Source organism: Cellvibrio sp., from assembly GCF_046347455.1.
Taxonomy (GTDB): Bacteria; Pseudomonadota; Gammaproteobacteria; order Pseudomonadales; family Cellvibrionaceae; genus Cellvibrio.
This window is the reverse complement of the sequence record NZ_JAXMGC010000004.1, coordinates 12,450-32,945: the sequence shown is the minus strand read 5'-3', so window position 1 is coordinate 32,945 and position 20,496 is coordinate 12,450. Positions and strand designations below refer to the sequence as shown.

The 20,496-nt window shown below is 48.2% G+C and carries 18 protein-coding genes; 12 read left to right on the top strand and 6 right to left on the bottom strand.

Features of this window, described 5'->3' with window-relative positions; translation table 11 throughout:
* Nucleotides 1-122: 122 nt before the first annotated feature.
* The gene (gene spoT / locus U1F02_RS08575) at nt 123-2,231 is read left to right on the top strand and encodes a bifunctional GTP diphosphokinase/guanosine-3',5'-bis pyrophosphate 3'-pyrophosphohydrolase (protein WP_409989969.1); all 2,109 of its coding nucleotides are present in this window, start codon (nt 123-125) and stop codon (nt 2,229-2,231) included.
* A gap of 64 nt (nt 2,232-2,295) precedes the next feature.
* On the opposite strand, the gene U1F02_RS08570 is transcribed toward spoT, so the two are convergent.
* A complete protein-coding gene (locus tag U1F02_RS08570) occupies nt 2,296-3,795 on the bottom strand; it encodes a hypothetical protein (RefSeq protein WP_409989968.1) in 1,500 nt (499 codons plus the stop codon).
* 245 nt (nt 3,796-4,040) lie between these two features.
* Between U1F02_RS08570 and U1F02_RS08565 the strand changes: the two genes are divergently transcribed.
* A complete protein-coding gene (locus U1F02_RS08565) occupies nt 4,041-4,424 on the top strand; it encodes a RidA family protein (protein ID WP_409989967.1) in 384 nt (127 codons plus the stop codon).
* A gap of 65 nt (nt 4,425-4,489) precedes the next feature.
* Here U1F02_RS08565 and lpdA read toward each other — a convergent pair whose 3' ends face one another.
* Nucleotides 4,490-5,902, bottom strand: a complete 1,413-nt coding sequence (gene lpdA, locus U1F02_RS08560) for a dihydrolipoyl dehydrogenase (RefSeq protein WP_409989966.1) — start codon at nt 5,900-5,902, stop codon at nt 4,490-4,492.
* 130 nt (nt 5,903-6,032) lie between these two features.
* Between lpdA and U1F02_RS08555 the strand changes: the two genes are divergently transcribed.
* Nucleotides 6,033-6,578: a TetR/AcrR family transcriptional regulator gene (locus tag U1F02_RS08555; RefSeq protein ID WP_409989965.1), complete on the top strand. Its 546-nt coding sequence runs from the start codon at nt 6,033-6,035 to the stop codon at nt 6,576-6,578.
* Between the two features lie 13 nt (nt 6,579-6,591).
* Here U1F02_RS08555 and rsmB read toward each other — a convergent pair whose 3' ends face one another.
* Genes rsmB through def form a run of 3 tightly spaced genes read right to left on the bottom strand, consistent with a single transcriptional unit; the run spans nt 6,592 to nt 9,424 of the window.
* Nucleotides 6,592-7,890, bottom strand: a complete 1,299-nt coding sequence (gene rsmB / locus U1F02_RS08550; protein ID WP_409989964.1) for a 16S rRNA (cytosine(967)-C(5))-methyltransferase RsmB — start codon at nt 7,888-7,890, stop codon at nt 6,592-6,594.
* On the bottom strand, nt 7,887-8,858 hold the full coding sequence (gene fmt / locus U1F02_RS08545; RefSeq protein ID WP_409989963.1) for a methionyl-tRNA formyltransferase: 972 nt from the start codon (nt 8,856-8,858) through the stop codon (nt 7,887-7,889). Before fmt ends, rsmB begins: the two co-directional genes overlap by 4 nt.
* Before the next feature lie 56 nt (nt 8,859-8,914).
* Nucleotides 8,915-9,424 carry a peptide deformylase gene (gene def, locus U1F02_RS08540; protein ID WP_409990284.1) on the bottom strand — a complete coding sequence of 170 codons (510 nt, stop codon included), beginning with the start codon at nt 9,422-9,424 and terminating at the stop codon, nt 8,915-8,917.
* A 154-nt stretch (nt 9,425-9,578) separates the two neighbouring features.
* On the opposite strand from def, the gene U1F02_RS08535 reads away from it, so the two are divergent.
* From U1F02_RS08535 to U1F02_RS08500, 8 genes are all read left to right on the top strand, one after another.
* Nucleotides 9,579-10,634 (top strand): LysM peptidoglycan-binding domain-containing protein, encoded by a 1,056-nt coding sequence (locus U1F02_RS08535; RefSeq protein ID WP_409989962.1) that lies wholly within the window; start codon nt 9,579-9,581, stop codon nt 10,632-10,634.
* A gap of 71 nt (nt 10,635-10,705) precedes the next feature.
* Nucleotides 10,706-11,854 carry a DNA-processing protein DprA gene (gene dprA / locus U1F02_RS08530; RefSeq protein ID WP_409989961.1) on the top strand — a complete coding sequence of 383 codons (1,149 nt, stop codon included), beginning with the start codon at nt 10,706-10,708 and terminating at the stop codon, nt 11,852-11,854.
* A gap of 76 nt (nt 11,855-11,930) precedes the next feature.
* On the top strand, nt 11,931-12,500 hold the full coding sequence (locus U1F02_RS08525; protein WP_409989960.1) for an L-threonylcarbamoyladenylate synthase: 570 nt from the start codon (nt 11,931-11,933) through the stop codon (nt 12,498-12,500).
* 37 nt (nt 12,501-12,537) lie between these two features.
* Entirely contained in the window at nt 12,538-13,452 is a 915-nt protein-coding gene (gene hemF / locus U1F02_RS08520) for an oxygen-dependent coproporphyrinogen oxidase (RefSeq protein ID WP_409989959.1), read from the top strand.
* Between the two features lie 82 nt (nt 13,453-13,534).
* The gene (gene aroE / locus U1F02_RS08515; protein WP_409989958.1) at nt 13,535-14,365 is read left to right on the top strand and encodes a shikimate dehydrogenase; all 831 of its coding nucleotides are present in this window, start codon (nt 13,535-13,537) and stop codon (nt 14,363-14,365) included.
* Nucleotides 14,366-14,760: 395 nt separating this feature from the next.
* A complete protein-coding gene (gene tpiA, locus U1F02_RS08510) occupies nt 14,761-15,525 on the top strand; it encodes a triose-phosphate isomerase (RefSeq protein WP_409989957.1) in 765 nt (254 codons plus the stop codon).
* Between the two features lie 57 nt (nt 15,526-15,582).
* Entirely contained in the window at nt 15,583-16,662 is a 1,080-nt protein-coding gene (gene fbaA / locus U1F02_RS08505) for a class II fructose-bisphosphate aldolase (RefSeq protein WP_409989956.1), read from the top strand.
* A 4-nt stretch (nt 16,663-16,666) separates the two neighbouring features.
* Nucleotides 16,667-17,638, top strand: a complete 972-nt coding sequence (locus tag U1F02_RS08500; RefSeq protein ID WP_409989955.1) for a class 1 fructose-bisphosphatase — start codon at nt 16,667-16,669, stop codon at nt 17,636-17,638.
* A gap of 211 nt (nt 17,639-17,849) precedes the next feature.
* On the opposite strand, the gene U1F02_RS08495 is transcribed toward U1F02_RS08500, so the two are convergent.
* Nucleotides 17,850-19,325 carry a mannitol dehydrogenase family protein gene (locus U1F02_RS08495; RefSeq protein WP_409989954.1) on the bottom strand — a complete coding sequence of 492 codons (1,476 nt, stop codon included), beginning with the start codon at nt 19,323-19,325 and terminating at the stop codon, nt 17,850-17,852.
* 139 nt (nt 19,326-19,464) lie between these two features.
* On the opposite strand from U1F02_RS08495, the gene U1F02_RS08490 reads away from it, so the two are divergent.
* Nucleotides 19,465-20,448, top strand: a complete 984-nt coding sequence (locus U1F02_RS08490) for a sugar kinase (RefSeq protein WP_409989953.1) — start codon at nt 19,465-19,467, stop codon at nt 20,446-20,448.
* Nucleotides 20,449-20,496 lie beyond the last annotated feature (48 nt).

Genomic DNA, 20,496 nt, shown 5'->3' with positions numbered 1-20,496 from the left:
CGCTAAATCAGTGATTCAGCGGGTTTTTTGTTGCCCGAAATTCACCTTTTATTCAGTGTTTGGCGTTACACTCTGGGTAATTTAGTATTTCCTGTTAGATTTATTTCGTTCGGAGCACGGCATTGCAAACCATTGAAGCCTTAAGCCACCGGCTTTCGTCTTATCTGGAAGCGCCCCAAATTAACTTGGTGAAGCGTGCCTATTACTATGCCGAACAAGCTCACGACGGCCAAAAGCGCCGCAGCGGCGAAGCCTATATCACCCATCCTCTCGCGGTTGCCGACATTCTCGCCACCATGCACATGGATCACCAAAGCCTTATGGCCGCCATGCTGCACGATGTGATTGAAGACACAGGCATCAGCAAAAAAGCCATAGCCGCCCAGTTTGGTGATTCGGTGGCAGACTTGGTGGATGGCGTCAGTAAACTCACCCAAATTGAATTTGAATCCCACGCCGAGAAGCAGGCCGAGAACTTCCAAAAAATGGCTTTGGCCATGGCGAATGATCTGCGTGTCATTTTGGTAAAACTTGCCGACCGCTTGCATAACATGCGCACCTTGGGCGCTATGCCGCCCGAGAAAAAACGCCGCATTGCCAAAGAAACTTTGGAAATCTACGCACCCATCGCGCATCGCTTAGGCATGAATGATTTGCGCTTGGAGTTGGAAGATCGCGGTTTTTACACCATGCATCCCTTGCGTGCCACACGCCTGCAAGCAGCGCTCAAAAGCGCGCGCGGTAATCGCAAAGAATTGGTTGAGCAAATTCAAACAGCGTTAGAAAAACGTTTGGCGAGTGAGAATTTAACGGCGCTGGTGATTGGCCGTGAAAAACATCTTTTCAGTATTTATGAAAAGATGCGCACCAAGAAAAAATTCTTCAAAGAAATTATGGATGTTTATGCCTTCCGCATTATCGTGGATAGCGTAGACACTTGTTATCGCGCGCTCGGTGTCGTGCACAATTTGTATAAACCGGTTGCGGGCGAATTTAAAGATTACATCGCCATTCCCAAAGCCAACGGATACCAATCATTGCACACTGTTTTAGTGGGCATGCACGGCGTACCGATTGAAGTGCAAATTCGCACCAAAGAAATGGATGAAATGGCGAATAGCGGCATTGCTGCGCATTTCCTTTATAAATCCAACAGCAGCGATACGGTAAACATCAGCCACAACCGCGCTCGTCAATGGGTACAAGGTTTGTTGGAGATGCAACAGCGCGCTGGCGATTCGCTCGAATTTATTGAAAACGTAAAAATCGATTTGTTCCCGGACGAAGTTTACGTATTCACGCCCAAAGGAAAAATTGTTGAATTACCCACAGGTGCTACGGCGGTAGATTTTGCTTACGCCGTGCATACCGATGTTGGCAATGCCTGCGTTGCTTGCCGCATTAATGGCCGCCTCGCGCCTTTATCGCAACCTTTGTTAAGCGGCCAAAAAGTAACGATCATGACCGCGCAAGGTGCGCAACCCAATCCCAATTGGTTGAACTTTGCGGTTTCAGGAAAAGCGCGCAGTGCGATTCGCCATTTTTTGAAAAACCAACGTCACCATCAATCCATTGCTTTAGGACGTCGTTTATTAAGCAAAGCCTTTAGTGATTTGCAAATGAACTTCGATCAGCTGAGTGAAGAACAACAACAAAAATTATTGCTCGACACCAAAATGGATTCACTCGATTTATTACTTGAAGATATTGGTTTGGGTAATCGCATCGCTTTATCGGTTGCAAAATTACTGAAGCCCGATAGTGATGTAAAAGTTCGCAGCGTCAACGCGCCTATTACCATTGATTCATCCGAAGGCTTGATGATCAGCTTCGCGCGCTGTTGTCGCCCTATTCCAGGTGACCCAATTGTGGGGCACATCAGTTCTGGAAAAGGTTTGGTGATTCATCAGGACACCTGTAAGAACATCGCAGAATTACGCAACTCACCGGATAAAATCAGCCAAGTTAACTGGGCCGCGAATGTCAGCGGCGAATTTTTGGTAGATGTGCGCGTAGAAGTAAAAAGCGAGCGCGGTATTATCGCCACCATCGCCAACCGCATTAACGAGGAAGCTGGCAGCATTGAACACATCAACGTGCAAGAACGCGATGCCCATAACAGCGTAATTAATCTCTGCATCGGTGTGCAAAATCGCGTTCACCTTGCCAATATTTTACGTCGTATCCGCTTGATGAGTTTTGTGATCAGGATTCACCGCAGTAAAAATTAATTTTTCAACGCGATAAAACAAAAAGGCCTGCATCTCTGCAGGCCTTTTTGTTTTACATCGCCAATTACAAGTAAGCTTTCTTAAAGGCTTCTTTGGATTGTTGAATATAATTACGCGTTTTGGTTGCGTGCATTTCCCAAGCTTTGCGATCATCTGCATTGCTGAAAGGGTTCTGATCAGGCGCAATGGATTTATCAAATTTGTCGTAGAAGGTAATCATCGCCGACGTAATTTGATTGAAGCGTTCTTTGTACTCTTGCAGCTCGTCAATATTGTTATTGGCGCGCAACATAAATTGCACGAGTTGTGCGTTTGAGGTCGAACGTGTTTGTACGGCTTCCGCTTGTTTTGCAAAACCTTCGTTAATTGCTTTCAATGCAGTGGCGCGTACTTGGTCATCCTTACTCATTACCTTGTTAAAGTTTTCAGATTGTTTGTCTTGACCGCCGTATACCAAATAATCTTTCAAGTGTTTGCTCAAATCTTTACGGAATCTATCTACATCGGTTTGAATATCCGCAAGATCTTTATCCAAGCCGTTAGCCTTGGCTAATTCTTTTTCAATTTCGCCCAAGAATTTTTCGGCGGTTTGATAGGTATTTAGCCCGTTTTTCTCCGCAAACTTCTGCGCTTCTTTGCTTACACCGGCGTTTTCGTATGAAGATTTTTCAAACGTAGTTGCTACGATGGATTTGAAGGGTTCCGCAAATGCGTTAAACGCGCCAGCGGTGACAATGTTCAACGAGGCCGTTGCAATATCGCCGAAGGGGCGAATCAGCGAATCCAAACGGGTTTTTTGAATAGGTGACGATACTTTTTTCACGTCATCAATCACGTGTTTAAAGGTAGCGTAGCCCAGTGGGTTCGCCATTTTGCTGCGCTCGGAGGTCGCGAGCACTAAGGAAATGGTTGAGTAAATTCCGTTGGAGTACTCAATGTACTGGCGTTGAATTTCAATTTGCGAGGTGTAATTGTCGCCAAGCTTTTTCAGCGCTTCAGTTTGAATCTGGTAGCTTTGGTCATCGCGCAATTTGCCCATGACTTCATCAAACACTTGCTGCTGATTTTTTTGCAGTGCTGTGCTCAACAAAATACGGTCTACAGAAATATCGTCAATGTTTGTTGTACCGCCAACAGATTCGATGTCCAAACGAATGTATTTTTTGCCCGGGTCATCAACGGACACACGCTTAGCATGGTATTCAGTGTCGTTGTTGCTCCCCTCCAAATTGCCAACCTGTACCCAGCCAGCGTCATTACTGAGTGTTGTATTCACGAACACTTTGATTTTGTAGTTGGTAACAGGTGCAGAGGTGCGCAACCAGATTTCCATGGTGCCCGCTTCCGCGATCATGGATTTGGTGCGAATCGAGGCTTCGTTTTCCACTTTGAGGGATTTGTCTCCCGAATGGGCTTGCGCGCTTTCCAACTCGGCGCCGTATACCAAGGCCCACTTGGACTCGCCATCAAAATCGCTGGAAAAAACGGATGATTTGTCATCTGCAAAGGCGGACGCACAAAGAGTGAAGAACAAAGGGATTGCTAGTGCTTTAGCGTAAGTCATGATGATCCTGCAGTAATCAAAACACTTGGGAAAAAGAAATGACAGCCTGACTATAGAAAGGTTTCGATGAACCCAATCTGAACCACGCAGAGGCCGCCATCATAGCTTGATTAGGCGTGCATTTCAGTTTTTTAAGGGCGCTGGGCCGTAATTCAATGGAGGCAAGCGCGTAAGTGCGCGGCTGGTCTTGAGTGCGGTGCTTCTTTATACTCGGTGCTTTCCCGGAACAGCTCTAAGGATTCACCATGACCAACAAAGCCATCATCCACAGCGACAACGCACCCGCCGCTATAGGCACCTATTCACAGGCGGTAAAGGTCAACAATACCGTTTACTTATCGGGCCAAATTCCTTTGGACCCAGCGACTATGCAGTTGGTCGAGGGCGATTTCGCGGCTCAAGCTCATCAAGTGTTTAAAAACCTGCGCGCCGTGTGCGAAGCGGCGGGTGGTGGTTTGAAGGACATTGTTAAGCTCAACATCTACCTAACCGATTTGGCGAACTTCCCGGTTGTGAATGAAGTGATGGGCCAGTATTTCAACGCTCCCTTCCCTGCACGTGCGGCGATTGGTATTAATCAGTTGCCACGCGCCTCTTTAATTGAAGCTGATGGGATTATGGTTATTTAATCTCTCACAACATAAAAAAGCCCGGCACACGTAAGTCTGCCGGGCTTTTTATTTCACAATTATGCCTAGAGTTTTACGGCTGCCGGATTGGGCAAATCCGTAATAGTTCCACCCGCTAATTCAGCTGCGAGCCCAACGCTTTCATGAAGGGTTGGATGTGCGTGAATGGTGAGGGCTATATCTTCCACACTTGCGTTAAATTCCAGCGCAAGTGTTAGCTCACCCAGTAATTCTCCTGCGTGGACGCCAACGATGCCCGCGCCTAACAATCGGTCTGTCGTGGGGTCGTAGATCAATTTCGTTTTGCCTTCACTGCGGTCGGCGCTGAGGGCGCGGCCGCTGGCTGTCCAAGGATAAACCGCGGTTTTGTAGTTAATGCCTTTTTGTTTGGCTTCTTTCTCCGTCAAACCAACCCAGGCGATTTCGGGATTGGTGTAAGCAATGGACGGAATCGCCAGTGGCGCGAATTCGTGTTGGTGCCCCGCGATGACTTCGGCAGCGGCGTGACCTTCATGGCTGGCTTTGTGCGCGAGCATGGGCTGGCCGACTATGTCGCCGATTGCCAAAATATGGGGAACATTGGTTTGCAGGTATGTATTAACGGGAATAAATCCACGTTCGTCCACATGAACGCCTGCGTTTTCCACCGCGATTTTTTTACCGTTAGGCGAGCGACCTACCGCCACTAAAATAGCGTCAAAACTGCGCTCCTCGGATGCGGTATTGAATTTCACGTAGAGTGCATCGGGTTTGGCAGTAACCATTTCCACCTTAGTGGACAATAACAACTCAAATTTGTCTTTGTTGTAGCGGGTGAAGACGGTCACTAAATCTTTGTCTGCCGCCGGGATGAGTTGGTCGGCAAACTCCACTAGGGTGACTTTGCTACCAAGCGCTTCGTAAACAGTTGCCATTTCCAAGCCAATAATCCCGCCTCCGATTACCAACAAGCGAGCGGGAACCGATTTCAATTCCAGCGCGCCAGTTGAGTCGAAAATGCGCGGATCTTCCGGAATAAAGGGCAATTTCACGCTGCTGGAACCCGCGGCGATGATGGCATATTCAAATTGAATCAACGTCTTATCATCGCCATTAACAACTTCGAGTTGATGGCCACTCACAAAGCGGCCGTAACCTTGAATGACCTCGACCTTACGGCCTTTAGCCATTCCGGACACGCCGCCCACCAGCTTATCGACGACAGAATCTTTATAGGCCCGAACCTTGTCGAGTTCATAGGTCGCGGTGCCGAGATTCACCCCCAAATGGCTGGCGTGTTTGGATTCGTTGATGACTTCCGCTACATGCAGCAAGGCTTTCGAGGGAATGCAGCCAACATTCAGGCAAACGCCACCCAAGGTGCTGTATTGCTCGACCATGATGACTTTGAGTCCCAAGTCTGCTGCACGGAAAGCGGCAGAATAACCGCCGGGGCCGCTACCTAAAACGACCACTTGAGTGTTGAGCGTATTTGTCATGATGTATTCCTGATTTTGCCTATCTAGTGATAGGTAAGTTAAGGCTTTGTGGTTGCTCTAGTCAAGCCTATCTACCACTAGATAGGTTCCGTAGATTAAAATGTTGACAAACATCATCCATTGGGCCTTTATGACTACCGATACTCGAGAAAAAATTATTCAACTCGCCCAGGAAGCCATCGCCAGTCGCGGCTATTCATCCTTCAGTTTCCGCGAAATTGCTGCCGAGTTGGGCCTTAAAAGCGCGAGTATTCACTATCACTTTCCCACCAAAACCCATTTGGGGGTTGAGGTGGCTAAAACATATCGCGAGCGCTTGGCGCAAGCTTTAGAGGCGATTACCGCACAAAGTTCCAATCCTACTGAGGCCCTGCATAACCTCATCGCCATTTATCGCCATGAGGCCAACACCAGCCAACGGATGACGGTGTGTACTATGCTGGCGGCCGAAATAAAGAATTTGCCCGAAGAAATCCAAGCGGAAATGGCTAGCTTCTATGAGCTGAATATCGGATGGATTGAAGAGCAATTCCGTGTCTTGGGCAGCGCGAACGCCCGCGAGAAGGCTTGCCAGTTTTTTGCCTTGCTACAAGGTGGGTTGATAGGTGCGAAAGGGCAAGGTAACCCCCAATATTTTGATGCCGTGATGAAAGCTGCCCAACTGTTTGTTGGCTAAATTCGACCGTTCGTTAATCTGCTGGCTTGCGTAATACCGCATAGTAAAACCCGTCATGCCCGCCGATCATGGGTAAAAGTTGACGACCGAACGGCTGTGGGGTTCCCCAATTTACAGCCAGCGGTTGATGCTCGGCCTGCGGGCATCTTTCCAAAAATGCGGCTATGACCTGTGTGTTTTCTTTTGGCATGACAGAGCAGGTGGCATAAACCATGAAGCCGCCGGGTTTGAGCATTGGCCAGAGATTATCGAGCAGCTGACCTTGAAGTGTGGCGAGTTTGTTGATGTCTTCTGGCGTGCGTAAGACTTTGATGTCGGGGTGGCGGCGGATAATGCCGGTGGCTGAGCAGGGTGCATCCAGTAGAATTCGGTCAAATAATTCCCCATCCCACCAGTCCGTTTTGGTGCCGTCTCCGCAGACGATCTTGGCACTTAGATTCAAGCGTGCAAGGTTTTCGCGTACACGCCCGAGTCTACGTTCTTCTGCATCCAAGGCTGTTACTTGTGTGCTCGGCTCGCGTTCAAGTATATGGCCCGTTTTTCCGCCCGGTGCGCTGCAGGCATCCAATACGCGCAAGTTGGGCGACAATTGCAGCAAATCGGCACTTAATTGCGCCGCCTCGTCCTGAACGCTAATCCATCCCTGTTCAAAAAAAGGTAGCTTGCGGGGATCGCATGGCTGTTCCAGTGTTAACCCGTATGGGCTGAATTTCGTAGGTTTTGCATTTATTCCGATGTTTTGAAGCTCGGTAAGGTACTCGGAGCGACTGATCTTGTGAGTGTTCACGCGCAGCGTAAAAGGTGGATGCTCGTTGTTAGCCGCAATAAGTTGGTCAAATTGTTCTGGCCAGTTTTTGCGCAAGACGCCTTCCATCCACGCAGGATGATTGCTCCGAAAAGCGCGATTTTGTGCCAAAAGATCGTCCAATTTGGCGCGATCTCGCTGAAAACTGCGCAAAACGCCATTCACCAGATTGGTCGCCCACGGCTTTTTCAAGGATCTGGTCACTTCCACTGTTTCGCCAAGTGCGGCATGGTCTGGGATGCGGGTGTGCAAGAGCTGATATAAGCCAAGCATTAGCAGCGCCTGGATATCGCTGTCCTTTGCGCGCAAAGGCTTGTCCAAAAGGCATTCAACATAGGCGCTCAATTGGGGGTAGTAGCGACAGGTGCCAAAGCAAAGTTCTTGCAGCAAAGGACGATCTTGCTCGGCAACTTGATGTTGAATGCTTGGCAGCAAGCTCGAAAGCGAGCCTTGGTCGCGTAAAATTTGCGCAAGCACCTGTGCTGCCGCAGCGCGAACGCTCATCATGCGGGAAGCTCCAGTTTGTCACCTACTTTAAACAGATCAGGATGGCCTCTAAGGATTTCGCCGATGTTCAACGCTTTTTTTCCGGGAAGTTGGATGTTTTCAAGTATTAATTGCCCTTCCGCGCAGGCTACCCAAACTCCATCTGCTGAAATTTTGGTAATGCTTCCGAGAGGGGCGCTAGCTGAGGTGTTGGTAGCTTTTGCGGCCCATACACGGATGCGTGCGTCATCCGCCGCGTCTGAAGGTTTGGTATGAGCTACAGGGAAGGGGTTGAACGCGCGAACCTTTCTTTCCAGCTCAATTGCAGATAGGTGCCAGTTTAACGCCGCCTCTTCTTTGCTGAGCTTGGGGGCGTAATTGCTTAGGGAATCATCTTGTTTGATGGGATTGGTTTTTCCGGTCTGAATTTGGTCCAAAGCTTCCAAAAGCGCGGGTGCGCCAACTGAAATGAGTTTATCGTGCAGGCTTCCGCCTGTATCTGTTGCTAAAATCGGGCAAAATGCTTTGATCAGCATATCGCCAGTATCCAGTCCTACATCCATCTGCATAATGGTTACGCCGGTTTCCGTATCGCCCGCTTCAATCGCACGCTGGATAGGTGCGGCACCGCGCCAGCGGGGAAGAATCGAGGCGTGGACGTTGATGCAGCCGAGTCGCGGTGTATCCAAAACGGCTTTGGGGAGGATCAATCCATAAGCCACTACCACCATCAAATCTGCATTGAGCGCAGCTAGTTCTGCTTTGGCTTCGTCACTTTTGAAGTTGAGCGGCTGATACACCGGAATATTGTGTTCGAGCGCAACCTCTTTCACAGGACTGGCCGTGAGCTTTTTACCGCGACCTGCAGGGCGGTCGGGTTGCGAGTAAACGGCGATCACCTTGTGGCGACTGCCCAGCAAGGCTTTTAGGTGCTCGGCGGCAAATTCGGGGGTGCCGGCGAAGATGATGTTCAAAGGAGTGTCGGGCATTGGTTTTCGATATCAAAAGGTAAGGAATAGAGTGGTCGGGAAAAACAAAAAGGCGCTTAGCGCGCCTCTTCTTTATGCTTCTTCTCAAGCTTTTTCTTGATGCGCCCGCGCTTGAAGGCAGAGATGTAGTCCACAAAAAGCTTGCCGTTCAAGTGATCCAGTTCATGTTGGATACAAACAGCCAGCAAACCCTCAGGTTTGATCGTAAACTCTTTACCATTGCGGTCGAGTGCAGTGACGCTGATGTGCTCGGGGCGTTCCACGGTTTCGTAAAAGCCGGGCACCGAGAGGCAGCCTTCGTCGTATTCGTGCATATCGCTGTCTAAAACGGTTACTTCCGGGTTTATAAAGACCATGGGTTGGGATTTATCTTCGCTCACGTCTATAACGACTATGCGTTCATGCACGTTGATTTGCGATGCGGCCAATCCAACGCCGGGTGCGTCGTACATGGTTTCAAACATGTCATCGATCAGCTTGCGAACGCGGTCGTCTACATGGGTGACGGGCTTGGCTATAGTGCGTAAGCGGGGATCGGGGAATTCGAGTATCTCTAATATCGCCATAGTCTTGTGACAAACTTCTAGTAAAAAGATAATAAGCGCTGCTAACATGATGATCGTACAGGAAATACTCTGTAATCTGGAAGCAGCGTGGTGGATTAATAAGCTATTATAACGTCTATCTGTCCCATGACCGAATAAAACAGGATCGGTTTCTATGAAAAAAATATTTATCGGCGTTATAGCCGCTGCACTTTTGAGCCTCAATGTATGGGCACAAGACTCGCTGCTCAGAGACGGCCACCCGGACGAATACACCGTTAAGAAAGGCGATACCCTCTGGGATATTTCCAGTACCTTCCTGAAATCCCCGTGGAAATGGCCTGAGATATGGCATGCCAACCCCCAAATTGAAAACCCCCATTTGATTTACCCCGGCGATTTAATCAAGTTGATTTATATCGACGGCGAGGCTCGTTTGACCTCTGAGCGCACGCTGAAGCTGGTTCCAGGTGCAAGTGGTGGCATCAACGGTACTGAGAAGCTCTCCCCCCAGATTCGCGTGGTACAGAACGAGGCTGCTATTGCCGCGATCCCCTTGGATAAGATTGATAGTTTCCTTTCTCGCAGCCGTATCGTTGAGAGCGAGAAGATGATGGACAAGGCTCCCTACATTCTTGCTGGTCCGCAAAAACGTATCGTGGCTGGTGCTGGCGACGAAGCTTATGCGCGCGGCGATTTTAAAGATCTGACTAACTTCGGTGTGTTCCGCAAGGGCGAGTTCTTTTACGACCCGCAGACCCGCGAAGTGCTTGGCCTCTACGCCTCAGGTGTGGGCGCGGTGAGCATCAAATCCCAACAGGGCGATATAGCCACCGTGAACGTGGTGCGTGCCAATGAGGAAATCCGTATTGGCGACAAGCTCTTACCAAGCGAAGATCGTTCAACGGCGTCTACTTTCTTCCCAAGCGGCCCAGATACCGATATAAAAGGTTCGATCATCGGTGTTGAAGGTGGTGTGCAGCAGGTTGGTAAATACAATGTGGTGATGATCAACCGCGGCGATCGTGAAGGTTTGAAAGTGGGCAACGTACTCGCCATCTACAAAAAAGGTGAGGTGGTTGTGGATCGCGTTACCGGCGGTAAAGTTTCTCTGCCCGATGAGCGCGCTGGCTTGTTGATGGTGTTCCGCACCTTTAGAAAAATGAGCTTCGCGTTAGTATTGGAAGCAGATCGCCCTCTGGCGGTTGGCGATTCCTTGCAAAATCCCTAATATTATTTGCGAAGGCGGCGCATGGAGCGCCGCTACCTGCTTAAAGGTCACCCTCACCACAAGGAAGTATCATGCAAGACCCTCGTTTTTACTCCCTCGTTTTACACCGTTTACCCCACGTTGGCGCAGCCACCTATCAGCGTTTAATCCAGCATTTCGGTTCGCCTGAAAAGGTTTTGGCCGCCCCCATAAACCGTCTGGAATCCTTCTTGGATAACGAAACTTTGGTGGCCTTGCAAGACTTTCAGGTGCGTGCTGAGAACTCCGTTGTTGGCCAAAAAGTGCTGCTGGATTTGGAATGGCTAGCCTTGCAAACCGATGTGCATTTGGTTTCCATTGGCGACGCCACCTACCCTGAGTTGTTGCGCGAGATCCCCAAGTTGCCGCCTTTATTGTTTGTGCGTGGCAATGTTCACCTGCTCAATCTCCCGCAAGTTGCCATCGTCGGTAGCCGCAACCCTACGGTGGGCGGCCATGAAAATGCGCATCGCTTTGCGGAATTTTTAGCGGCGAATGGTTTTGCCATCACCAGCGGTTTAGCTTTGGGGGTGGATGCGTCGGCGCATCAGGGTGCGCTGGCGGCGGGCGGTAAAACCGTGGCCGTTATGGGGACTGGCTTGGATTTAATTTACCCATCGCGTCACCGTCGCCTCGCGCAGGAGATTGTCGAAACGGGCGGCGCTTTGGTAACAGAATTGCCTTTAGGCAGCGGTTCCAAAGCAGCGAATTTCCCACAGCGCAATCGGATTATCAGCGGCTTGAGCTGTGGTGTATTGGTGGTAGAGGCGGCGATTCAGAGTGGATCGCTCATTACAGCTCATACTGCCTTGCAGCAAAACCGTGAGGTCTTTGCAATTCCAGGTTCGATTCACAACCCGCTTGCGCGCGGCTGCCATCAACTGATTCGTCAAGGCGCAACTTTGGTGGAAACGGCGCAGGACATAGTCGATCAGCTGCAAGGCATTCTGGGTTATCAGCGTGAAACTTTGGACAAGTTGCGCGAAAAAGCGGCGAAAAAATCAGAAATCGACGATAAATCGCTGGATTCTTTATCCGCAGGAGAGCAGGAAATTTTACAGGCCATGGGCTATGACCCAGTTACGGTAGATGATTTGATTGATCGTACCGGAAATCCCGCCGGTTTAGTTGCAGCCCAGTTGATAGGCTTAGAGATTAAGGGATTTGTGCAACAAGTTGGCGTGGCCTATCAGCGCATCTAGATGAGGTAGCGATTAAAGGTTTCCTCAGTGACCTAATTTGGGTAAATTGCAGCAATCTTTTTTGCAAGGTGCTCTTATGAACAATTGGGCGATTAATCCCCGCATTCAATTTGCTGCCAAACAAATGTGGCATGGCGGCGTAGTGGCATACCCGACGGAGGCCGTTTGGGGCTTGGGCTGTAATCCGTTTAACGAAGATGCTGTTATGGAGTTGCTGGAGTTAAAGCAGCGCCCCGTCAATAAGGGTTTAATCCTGTTGGCTGCAGATATCAGCCAATTCGAGCCTTTCATCTACCATTTGAACGACATTCAACGCCAGCGCATTAAAAATACGTGGCCCGGCCCGGTAACCTGGCTCGTGCCTAATAACGGCATGGCACCCAAGTGGATTACAGGCGACTACACCGGCGTTGCGCTGCGTGTAACCGACCACCCGGTTGCGGCAGGCCTGAGCCGTGCCTTTGGTGCGCCCATCGTTTCCACCTCTTGTAATACCCAAGGCCGCCCTCCGGCGCGCACAGCCTTTGAAGTGCAGCGCTATTTCGGCGGCGAGCTGGATGCCATCACTTCTGGCACCGTAGGTAAACGTACCAATCCATCGGAAATCCGCGACTTGATGACGGGCGACATCGTTCGCGCGGGTTGATCCCCTCTAATAATCCATATTTGGGTTAAGGAATTGTATGAGCAACGCACCTGACAAAGCGGCGGTAAAAGCCTATTTATTGGATCTGCAGGATCGTATTTGCAACGCGCTGGCCGTCGAAGATGGCGGAGCCGGTTTTGTGGAAGATTCCTGGGAGCGCGCGGAGGGCGGCGGTGGCCGCACTCGTGTGTTAGCCAACGGTCCTGTGATTGAAAAGGGCGGCGTTAACTTTTCGCACGTGCACGGTACGCAAATGCCCGCATCGGCCACAGCTCATCGCCCCGAGTTGGCTGGCCGTGCGTTTGAGGCAATGGGGGTGTCGTTGGTTATTCACCCCAACAATCCTTACGTTCCCACCAGTCATGCCAACGTTCGCTTCTTTATCGCTGAAAAAGAAGGCGCTGAGCCCGTCTGGTGGTTTGGCGGTGGTTATGATTTAACGCCTTACTACGGCAATGAAGCTGATGTTGTTCACTGGCATCAAACCGCTAAAAACGCCTGCGAGCCTTTTGGTGAGGAGGTCTATCCCCGCTACAAAAAATGGTGTGACGAGTATTTTTATTTGAGGCATCGCAAAGAAGCGCGCGGCGTGGGCGGTTTGTTCTTTGATGATTTGAACGAATGGGGTTTTGACAAAAGTTTCGCCTTTTTGCGTGCGGTGGGTGACAGCTACGTGGCAGCCTACCAACCTATTGTGGCCGCTCGTAAAGCCATGACCTACGGTGAACGCGAGCGCCAGTTCCAATTGTACCGCCGTGGTCGCTATGTAGAATTTAACCTGGTGTTTGACCGCGGCACGCTCTTTGGTTTGCAGACGGGGGGACGTACTGAGTCGATCCTTATGTCGCTTCCTCCACTCGTGCGCTGGGAGTACGACTATAATCCAGCTCCCGGCAGCGCCGAGGCGGAGTTGTACGAAAAATTTTTACCTGAGCGCGACTGGCTGAAGTAAATATCCTATAAAAAACGCACTTTATGTTTGCGACAGGTCGCAGCTTCGCAGCGCGGCCGTACTGTTTTTGGAATCCATCGGAATGACAGATCAATACGCCGTATTCGGCAACCCTATCAATCACAGCAAATCCCCTGCGATACACAAGCAGTTCGCCGAACAGACCGGTCAGGATTTGCATTACGCCAAGCAACTTGTCGCGGAGGATGGCTTTGCGACTGCCGCGCAAACCTTTTTCGCCCAAGGTGGAAAAGGCCTCAACATTACGGTTCCCTTTAAAATTGACGCCTACAGCTTTGCGCAAGAGTTGACCCCTCGTGCGCGCCGTGCCGGAGCCGTTAACACCCTGGCCTTGCGGGCAGACGGCAAGATTCTGGGAGATAACACTGATGGTATAGGCATGGTTCACGACATGCACAACCTCGGCTGGGATATCCAAGATAAGCGTGTTTTGATTCTGGGTGCCGGCGGCGCAGTGCGCGGTATCTTGCAGCCTTTGCTAGAAGAGCGTCCTGCGCAGGTGGTTATCGCGAACCGAACGCTATCCAAAGCCCAAGAGCTGGTTGCGGAGTTTCATGACTTGGCAGATATGAAAGCTTGCGAGTTTTCGCAGTTAGCGGGCGAGCAGTTCGATTTGGTTATCAATGGAACTTCGGCAAGTTTAAATGGTGACTTGCCACCCTTGCCTGCGCAGCTCTTAAAACCCGGCGCGAGCTGTTACGACATGATGTACGGCGCGGAACCAACCGTATTTTTAACGTGGGCCGAGCAAAATGGCGCAGCAAAACTCGCCGATGGATTGGGAATGTTGGTAGGCCAAGCCGCCGAAGCCTTTTACTTGTGGCGTGATATACGCCCTGAGGTGATTCCGGTGATTACTGCTTTGCGTCGGCAATTGGGTGAGAAGAAATAGATTTGGTCTGTATACTGGCAAAGACTATTAAAAAATCGGAAAACGTTTACATTAAAAATATAAAAATATTGTTTTCGTTTCCATAACATTTTTTGGAAAAGCATACTCAAATAATTGCTATTTTTGCGATTTCATCTTGCTTTGCGGTTGCCAGAACAAAGGCTTCTGTGTAGTCTCTACAAAAAATAAAAACCTACCCTACTCATCGGCAATAAATTCGATCCAACCAAAAAATTGAGGCACGCGTGCCTCGGGATAGGACTTATTGTGGAACCCCTCTGCAAGGCTACACTTAAGTAATCAATCGCTTTCTCAGCGACATTGAATGACGACCTCTCCCCCAAATAAGTATCTCGACCCCGCATTTTTGCGGAGTTTTTGACTGCGAGACAATAATGAAAAAACGTAGACCCATAGTGATTGCAAATTGGAAGCTTAACGGCGGAATAGATTTGATCTGCACGTCAGTCGCGTCCTTTATCGGCAAACATTTTGAGACCGATATAGTGATTTGCCCGCCCTACCTTTACATGCGCGACATGCTGACTTTTTTGCAGTATTCGGAATTGAAAATTGGTAGTCAAAATGTGAGTCGCTACGAATCTGGCGCTTACACCGGCGAAACTTCCGCACAAATGCTGAAAGAAGCTGGATGCTCATTGTGTATTATCGGGCACTCTGAACGTCGCGCGATGTTTGCGGAAAATAATCTGGGTTGCCAAGTAAAAGTGCAGACTGCATTGAACCACGGTTTGTTACCCGTTTTATGCGTCGGTGAAACACAAGAAGAACGCGCTGCAAATACAACAAAATCCATTTTGCTCACGCAATTGAGCGAGGGATTAAATACTGTTGATCTGAATGGAAAAGATATTTGCATCGCGTACGAACCTGTTTGGGCAATCGGAACCGGATTGGCAGCAACGCCGGAGATGGTTCAAGAAATCCACCAATTTATTCGCACAGAATTAACACGCTTGTACAACGCCGAGATCGCAAATCGCGTGCGGATTGTCTACGGCGGTAGTGTTAACAAAAACAACGCAACAGAATTATTAAAACAACAAGATATAGACGGCCTGCTTGTTGGCGGTGCCAGTCTAGACCCAGGACACTTTCTTGCGATATGCGAGCAAGTGTCTGAACAGGCAATGGCATGAGCATCAATACAGTGAGAGAAATAAAAATTTCCATATCAACTGTAGGTAGTACTCATCATGACATCTTTAGCCAAGCTCGTTGCACCTGGCGTCGTTACCGGCGACCAAGTGCAAACGCTATTTCAATTTGCCAAACAACATGGCTTTGCCTACCCAGCGGTTAACGTTGCGGGCTCCAATTCTATCAATGCGACGCTAGAAGCTGCACACACCATTAATTCACCCGTCATCGTCCAACTGTCCTATAACGGCTCGGCGTTTTTTATGGGCAAGGGAATTAAGCTCGCAACCCATCAAAGTTCAATTCTAGGAGCCATAGCTTCTGCGCAATATATTCATTCCGTTGCCGAGGCTTATGGTGTGCCAGTGATTTTACATACAGATCATGCTGCCAAAAATTTATTGCCATGGGTAGATGCAATGCTTAGCGCGAGCGAAAAGCATTTTTCGCAAACCGGAAAGCCATTGTTTAGTTCACACATGATTGATCTTTCTGAAGAACCTTTGTTAGAAAACATTGAAACCAGCGCAAACTATTTAAAACGCATGAGCAAGATGGGCGTTACGCTTGAAATTGAATTAGGTTGCACTGGCGGTGAAGAGGATGGCGTGGATAACACAGGTATAGATAGCGCAGCACTTTACACACAACCTGAAGACGTTGCTTACGCTTATGAGGTACTGAGCGCAATAAGCGATAAATTTACAATAGCCGCGTCCTTCGGTAACGTTCACGGTGTTTACAAACCCGGCAACGTAAAGCTGACACCCGCCATACTTAAAAACTCACAAGCTCACGTGAGTGAAAAATTTGGACTACCCCATAATAGTTTAGACTTTGTTTTTCATGGGGGATCAGGTTCAGCTCGAGAAGAAATTGTTGAAGCAATTCAATATGGTGTTGTAAAAATGAATATTGATACAGACACTCAATGGGCCAGCTGGCAAGGCGTGATGGATTATTACAAAAATCATCACGATTATTTGCAAAGCCAAATCGGAAATCCAAATGGTGATGATAAACCCAACAAAAAATTTTACGACCCTCGTGTGTGGCTGAGAAAAAGCGAAGAGGCCATGGTAAAACGCTTGCATCAATCCTTTGCGGATTTAAATTGTATTAATCAGTACAGGTAAACTTATGCAAACTTTAGAGGAATATTTACTACACCACACAACATCTGATGGTTTGCGCGAGGTTATACATTCGCTAGCTAAGGCATGTATAAAAATTTCAGCATTAGTAGAACGCGGAGCACTCGCTGGCGTGCTCGGCTCTAGCGAAAATGAAAACATTCAGGGCGAAACACAAAAGAAGCTGGATATTATTGCCAATGATTTATTGAAAGCTGATTTGCACTTATGCCCAGAGATTGCAGCCATTGCATCTGAAGAAGAGGATACTAGTTTGAGCTTTCATCAAGGCGGACAGTTTCTGGTCGCTTTTGATCCCTTAGACGGCTCCTCCAATATCGATGTGAATGGCCAAATCGGTAGCATCTTCAGCGTTTTACCTAGATTGGCATCTGAAAATATTGAGAGCGAATACCAGTTTCTGCAACCGGGGAGAAATCAACTGGCTGCCGCATACGCGATCTATGGAGCATCAACCCAATTGGCGCTCAGTATTGGCAAAGGAACGGATTTATTTACCCTAGATCCCGAATCAAAAACCTTTTTACTCACGCAGCCTGATTTACATATTCCTGATGAAACACAGGAATTTTCCATCAACATGAGTAATCAAAGATTTTGGTCTCCGCCTATACGCAACTATATTCAGAGCCTTTTAGATGGAGAGATTGGAAGCAGAGGAAAACGTTTCAATATGCGCTGGAATGCTTCTATGGTCGGTGACGTGCATCGGGTCTTGTTGCGCGGCGGAATTTTTTTGTATCCCTCCGATTCACGCGATGCAAAACAACCCGCAAAATTGCGTTTAATTTATGAGGCAAATCCAATGGCTTTTTTAACGATCAATGCGCACGGAGATGCACGGAGTGAGCAGCAAGATATACTGGAAATTATTCCCGATAAATTACACCAGCGAATTCCTGTGATTCTTGGATCTGCCAATGAAGTGGATATTTGCCTAAGCCACTTCAAACAATAACCTAGTTTTTCAAACCCCAATTCGTATTATTTTTTAGTGAATACTAAGATAGATCTTGAGTGCTAAGACCCTAGAGCCATCGGTGAGAATCGCGCTTTTGTAATAAAAGCGCGATTCTCAAAGATTCTCTGCATAGCCTAAGAAGCACATGAAAACATACAAAACGCTAAAACTAAATTTCCATGCACTTCAATACACCTGCTACGCATGTTTATAAAAAGCTTTCTCTAATACTGTCTAACACACCTTTAGCTCTAAATCTTGTTAACCAATCAATGGTGGTCAGCACAAATCGTTCTTCGTTAATCAGGTCATCACCAAAGATTTTTGAAATACCCACTATAGCGCGCACATTTGCCGCTGCATCATCTTTGTTCGCGTCTGACAATGCACGCAATTCAGCTGCAAAAGGGTCAGATACTTCAATAGCATTTCCTTTTTCATCAACGCCGGACACATAACGAATCCAAGCGGCAACACCTAAGCAAATGATATCGATATTGCCGTTTGATTTAAGCTGGACTCGCAAACTTTCCAATAAACGCTGCGGCAGTTTTTGTGAGCCATCCATCGCAATTTGCCATGTGCGGTGTTTTAGGGCTTTATTGGAAAAACGGTCGCGCAACTGCTGCTTATAGGCTTCAATATCAAAACCCGCTGGCGCAACAATGGTTTCACCGGCTTCACGCGCCATATAGGTTTTAACCATATTCACAAAAGCAGGTTCATTCATAACTTCGCTGATATAGTCAAAGCCAGATAAGTAACCGGTGTATGCCATAATCGAATGCGCGCCATTGAGCAAACGTAATTTTATTTTTTCAAAGACGCGAACATCTTCCACAAGTAGTGCGCCGACCTGATCCCATTGCGGGCGACCATCGGAAAATTTATCTTCAATGACCCATTGCGAAAACGGTTCTGCAATCACAACACCTTCGTCACGCAAACCCAGGCGCTTTTCAACATCGCGGCGATCATCATCTGTTGTCGCTGGCACAATGCGATCAACCATGGTTGACGGAAAGCAGGTATTAGCTTTTATCCAAGCCGCTAATTCGGCTGAAATTTTTTCAGCGAATTGAACAATCATTTTTTCCAATACTTCGCCATTATTCGGCAAGTTGTCGCAACTGAGCACCGTAAAACTTTTTGTGCCTGATTTAAAACGTTCTGCTAAAGCAGCCACCAAGAAGCCTATCGCGGATTTAGGATGAGATAGATTTTGAATGTCGTGCTCAATGTCGGGATGTGCGGAATTTAAATTACCTGTCGCTGGATCGTGGCAATAACCTTTTTCGGTAATGGTTAAAGAAACAATTTTTATGTTGGGTTGCGCCATCAGGCTCACTAATTCTGCCGGGTTTTCAGGCCCAACTACATTCTTAATAACTGCACCAATTAATTGTAACTTCTCACCGTCGCCAGAGCGCTCTACCAAAGTATACAAACCATCTTGCGGAGCCAATTGATCACGCACACTAGGCGAACGCAAACTGCAACCAACGATTCCCCAATCACCGCCAAATTTATTTAACACTGCTTCTGTGTAAAACGCCTGGTGGGCACGATGAAATGCACCTATACCCAAATGCACAATACCAGCCTTTAATTGTTTGCGATCATATTTTGGTAAGCTCACATCTGACGGTAATTCACTTACACATGCCTGACTCAATCTATTCATAAGATCTTCCGCGATAAATTAAAGTTTTAATTAAGTTTTTTAAAAAAAATACTTGTGTGAATTCAATTTTTGAAGTGATATATTTTGATCACTTTCACATACAAAAATTATCAACCTGATCTTTCAACCGGAAATTAAAATGGCATCCGAATTAAATAGCGCGTCTGTATCGAAAAGCCCAACTATCGCAGCGATTGGCGAAGTTATGGTAGAACTCTCCCCCTTCCCAATGAATACCCCAGAAGCACAAGGCCGCGACATTATGGCCCTGTCATTCGCGGGAGATACTTACAACACCTCGGTTTATATGGCTCGCCTTGGTTTGCATACGCACTACGTGACTAACTTAGGTGAAGACACCTATTCGCAAAAAATCCTGCAGCGCATGCACAATGAAAACATTGGTACAGATATGATTCAATGCATGCCTGGCCGCTCTCCCGGGCTTTATATTATTAGCAATACGCCGGACGGCGAACGCGAATTTTCTTACTGGCGTAAAGAAGCACCAGCGCGTGAATTGTTTTCCACGCAAGAAAATTGCGAAGCACTTCTTCAACAATTGAAAGAATTTAACTGCGTATATTTAAGCGGAATCACACTTGCGATTATTGGCGAACAATCGCGCCAGAATTTATTTGGCGCACTGAAAAAATTACGCGCTGCCGGCGTGACAATAGCGTTCGACAGTAACTATCGTCCACGCTTATGGCGCGATAAAGACGAAGCTCAACAGGCACTTCTGCAAATTATGCAGCACACAGATATTGCACTTCTAACATTGGATGATGAGCAACTTCTGTGGGGCGACGACACCATTGAAGGATGCAAATCACGCTACGCAAATTGCAACTTGCGTGAGCTGGTGTTAAAGCGCGGAGCAGAAGATGCGGTAATCATCACTGCAAATTCACAGACACAGGTTCCTGTGCCGCCTGTTGCCAATGTCATAGACACTACCGGCGCAGGTGATACTTTTAACGCTGGCTATTTGGCCGCACGACTTCAAGGTGCATCCGCTGATGATGCCGCACGCCAAGGTATTCGCTGTGCAGGCATAATCATTCGCCACCGAGGTGCGGTGATTGAAAGATCAGTTTTTGATAAAGAACTTGGCGCTTAATGGCCGTAAAAAATCGCCAGCGGCTAATGAGCGGCTGGCGATCTTGGT

Bases quoted from the DNA above. Each gene is read 5' to 3' on its own strand.
- U1F02_RS08570 (WP_409989968.1), bottom strand. From the start codon at position 3,795: ATGACTTACGCTAAAGCACTAGCAATCCCTTTGTTCTTCACTCTTTGT.
- U1F02_RS08565 (WP_409989967.1), top strand. From the start codon at position 4,041: ATGACCAACAAAGCCATCATCCACAGCGACAACGCACCCGCCGCTATA.
- lpdA (WP_409989966.1), bottom strand. From the start codon at position 5,902: ATGACAAATACGCTCAACACTCAAGTGGTCGTTTTAGGTAGCGGCCCC.
- U1F02_RS08555 (WP_409989965.1), top strand. From the start codon at position 6,033: ATGACTACCGATACTCGAGAAAAAATTATTCAACTCGCCCAGGAAGCC.
- rsmB (WP_409989964.1), bottom strand. From the start codon at position 7,890: ATGATGAGCGTTCGCGCTGCGGCAGCACAGGTGCTTGCGCAAATTTTA.
- fmt (WP_409989963.1), bottom strand. From the start codon at position 8,858: ATGCCCGACACTCCTTTGAACATCATCTTCGCCGGCACCCCCGAATTT.
- def (WP_409990284.1), bottom strand. From the start codon at position 9,424: ATGGCGATATTAGAGATACTCGAATTCCCCGATCCCCGCTTACGCACT.
- U1F02_RS08535 (WP_409989962.1), top strand. From the start codon at position 9,579: ATGAAAAAAATATTTATCGGCGTTATAGCCGCTGCACTTTTGAGCCTC.
- dprA (WP_409989961.1), top strand. From the start codon at position 10,706: ATGCAAGACCCTCGTTTTTACTCCCTCGTTTTACACCGTTTACCCCAC.
- U1F02_RS08525 (WP_409989960.1), top strand. From the start codon at position 11,931: ATGAACAATTGGGCGATTAATCCCCGCATTCAATTTGCTGCCAAACAA.
- hemF (WP_409989959.1), top strand. From the start codon at position 12,538: ATGAGCAACGCACCTGACAAAGCGGCGGTAAAAGCCTATTTATTGGAT.
- aroE (WP_409989958.1), top strand. From the start codon at position 13,535: ATGACAGATCAATACGCCGTATTCGGCAACCCTATCAATCACAGCAAA.
- tpiA (WP_409989957.1), top strand. From the start codon at position 14,761: ATGAAAAAACGTAGACCCATAGTGATTGCAAATTGGAAGCTTAACGGC.
- fbaA (WP_409989956.1), top strand. From the start codon at position 15,583: ATGACATCTTTAGCCAAGCTCGTTGCACCTGGCGTCGTTACCGGCGAC.
- U1F02_RS08500 (WP_409989955.1), top strand. From the start codon at position 16,667: ATGCAAACTTTAGAGGAATATTTACTACACCACACAACATCTGATGGT.
- U1F02_RS08495 (WP_409989954.1), bottom strand. From the start codon at position 19,325: ATGAATAGATTGAGTCAGGCATGTGTAAGTGAATTACCGTCAGATGTG.
- U1F02_RS08490 (WP_409989953.1), top strand. From the start codon at position 19,465: ATGGCATCCGAATTAAATAGCGCGTCTGTATCGAAAAGCCCAACTATC.